Annotated in this window: 3 protein-coding genes and 1 pseudogene; 1 reads left to right on the forward strand and 3 read right to left on the reverse strand. The window is 62.6% G+C overall.

Features of this window, described 5'->3' with window-relative positions:
* A pseudogene (locus AC0AP0_RS11115) lies at nt 1-158 on the reverse strand (replicative DNA helicase); the annotation flags it as partial.
* Nucleotides 159-496: 338 nt separating this feature from the next.
* Between AC0AP0_RS11115 and AC0AP0_RS11120 the strand changes: the two are divergent.
* On the forward strand, nt 497-1,888 hold the full coding sequence (locus tag AC0AP0_RS11120; protein WP_490430511.1) for an MATE family efflux transporter: 1,392 nt from the start codon (nt 497-499) through the stop codon (nt 1,886-1,888).
* Between the two features lie 117 nt (nt 1,889-2,005).
* Here AC0AP0_RS11120 and AC0AP0_RS11125 read toward each other — a convergent pair whose 3' ends face one another.
* Entirely contained in the window at nt 2,006-2,344 is a 339-nt protein-coding gene (locus tag AC0AP0_RS11125; protein ID WP_101432992.1) for a P-II family nitrogen regulator, read from the reverse strand.
* Between the two features lie 17 nt (nt 2,345-2,361).
* Nucleotides 2,362-2,949 (reverse strand): ammonium transporter (locus AC0AP0_RS11130; protein WP_490430510.1); only part of this gene is annotated, 588 nt, incomplete at its 5' end.

A 2,949-nucleotide genomic window follows, 5' to 3' on the forward strand; every position in this document is an offset into this window, starting at 1 on the left:
ATGGCATCCTTGCTCATGAGCATGCCGCCCAGCACGGCCATCTCCGCATCGTCGTCATGCGGGGGCACCCGGTCGAAGAGCATGTCACGGCCGGTCTGGGCACGATCGGTGGGACGCTGTTCGGGATGGGTGTAGTCGGTGTAGTCATCGGAAGCCATAGCCACGATTCTACGAAGAGGACCGTCCTTGGCAGCCCCAAGAGACGGATTTCACTCAAGGCATTCACCGGGACGCGCTGACCGTACTGGACGGGCACGGGTCGCCCTGTATGTGTACAGAAAAATAAGTTATCCACATTCAAGGCGTGTCCTAGAGGACATGTGCGCAACTTATCCACCTCATGGGTACAACTCTGTGCAAAACTTGGGGACAGTCTTCCACATCATCAATCCAGCTTGCACTCAGGGCTGTTTGGTGATACGGCATCCACGACAGGACGTCCACGGACTGGCTTTCAGGGGTTGTGTCCTCAGTCCAGAGCATTAGCATGGCGTCCATGCGCAGCCACAGGAACATCCCCGAAACCAAGACCGGATCAATCACGCCGGAAGAACGGCGGGCGACCTACCGGACCATTGCCGGACTGGCCATACCCACCTTCGGCCAGCTGATCGCCTCCCCGCTCTTCGTCATGATCGACACCGCCATCGTGGGCCACATCAGCGACTCGGCTCTGGCCGGGCTCTCCATCGGATCCACTGTGGTGCTGACCACCGTGGGCCTGTGCATCTTTCTGGCCTACGGGACCACCTCCCAGGTGGCCCGGCTCATGGGCGCCGGCCGCCGACGGGAGGGCATGCAGGCCGGCGTAGACGGCATGTGGCTGGCCTTCGTCATCGGCCTGGTCGTCTGCGCCCTGCTCCTGGTTTTAAGTCGGCCCATCTGCAGCCTGATGGGAGCCCGCGGGCCAGTTCTGCAAGCTGCGCAGACCTATTTGAATGCCCTGGTCTTCGGCCTTCCGGCCATGCTTATGGTGTATGCGGCCAACGGCATCTTCCGGGGACTGCAAAAGGTAAAGATCACCTTGGTGGCCGCCGTGTCAGGCGCCATTCTTAACACCGCCTTGGAGGTCCTTCTGGTCTTCGGCCTGCACATGGACATTCTGGGCTCAGGCCTGGCCACGCTGATTGCCGAGTGGGCCATGGGGCTCTTTTTGACCATCCCCGCCCTGGTCTGGGCCCGTCAGGAAGGCGCCCAGCTGCGGCCCCGACTCTCAGGCATGGCGGCCAGCATGGGCGACGGTTTCCCGCTCTTCCTGCGAACCCTGGCCCTGCGGATCTGCCTGTTCATGACCGTGGTGGCTGCAGCCCACCTGGGCGAGCAGGTATTGGCAGCCTACCAAGGGGTCAACTCGGCCTGGAACTTCGGACTGAACATGCTGGATGCCGTGGGCATCGCCGGTCAGTCACTGGTAGCCACCGAACTGGGCGCCGGACAGCGGTCGCGGGCACGGGTCATGACCGACCTGTCAGCCAGGGCCGGCATGGCCATGGGAGTGCTGGTCGGACTGGTCATGATCGCCTTGGGCCTCTTCGCCGCCCCCCTGTTCAGCCCCACGCCAGCCATCAGGTCGCTGATCACCGTGGGCATGATCGTCCAGGGAGTCTTCATGCCCGTCGCCGGATGGATGTGGGCCCTGGACGGGATCCTGATCGGGGCCGGGGACTATCGCTACCTGGCGGCCACCTGCTCCCTCACGGCTGTAATCTACCTGATCGGCCTGCTGGGTATGACGGCTCTGGCCATGAACTGGACGCCCACCTGGCGGATAGCCATGCTCTGGGCCGCCCTCAATGTCCTCTTCATTGGCGTCAGGGCCATCTGCAATGGCTTGAGAACGCGCACGGATGTCTGGATGGGGACCATTGGACAGGCCAGCCAAGCCTGAAGAGCCATAGAAAAAGCAGGACCCCGACCGCTCGACCATGAAATTGGCCACAGCTACGGGATCCTGCGAAACTGGTCAGTAGGAAGACGACCATACAGACGGCAGCATGCGGCTGCCTCAGATGGCGTCGACGCCGGTCTCCCCGGTACGGACCCTGACCACCGAGTCCAGGGTCTGCACCCAGACCTTGCCGTCGCCCACGGTGTTGGTGGCGGCAGCTTGGACGATGGCGTTGACCAGCTCGTCGACCCGGCGATCCTCGGTCAGCACCTCCAGGCGCACCTTGGGAACCAGATCCACCTTGACAGTGCTGCCCCGGTAGACCTCCTTATGGCCGCCCTGCCGACCATAGCCCTGGGCTGACGAGACGGTCATGCCGTGCACGCCGACCTCGGTCAGGGCCTGCTTAATCTGATCCAGCCGCCCGGGCTGAACGATGGCGGTAATGAGTTTCATGCTGCCTTCCTTTCTGATCAGTTCAGAATGGACCCGAAGTCATAGGCGCTCTCACCCTGATCGCTCTGATCGACGCCGATGACCTCCTGATCCTTGCTGACTCGCCAACCAATGGTCTTCTCCAGCGCAAAGGCGATCACACCGGTTACTGCAGCTGCGTAGATGATCGCAATCAACGCCACCAGGAACTGAACCAGCAGCTGCCGGAAATTGCCGCCGGCCAGGAAGCCCGTACCCGTACCGAAGAAGCCTATCAGCAGTGTGCCCAATAAACCACCCACGCCGTGGATGCCCACCACATCAAGGGAGTCGTCGTAGGCGAAACGGAACTTGAGCCCGCAGGCCAGGCAGCAGACGAAACCAGCCAAGAGGCCGATGACCATGGCCCAGAGCGGGGAAACCACGTCGGCCGCTGGAGTGATGGCCACCAGGCCGGCGACCATGCCGGATGCTGCACCCATGGCGGTGTAATGCCCGGTGCGGACCCGTTCAGTAAAGAGCCAGCCCAGGGTGGCGCCGCTGGCGGCTATGGTCGTGGAAACCCAGGCATATCCAGCCGTGCCGTTGGCGGCGAAGGCGGAACCGGCATTGAAACCGAACCAGCC

This window comes from Bifidobacterium sp. POST2/T3 (B1) (assembly GCF_058197115.1).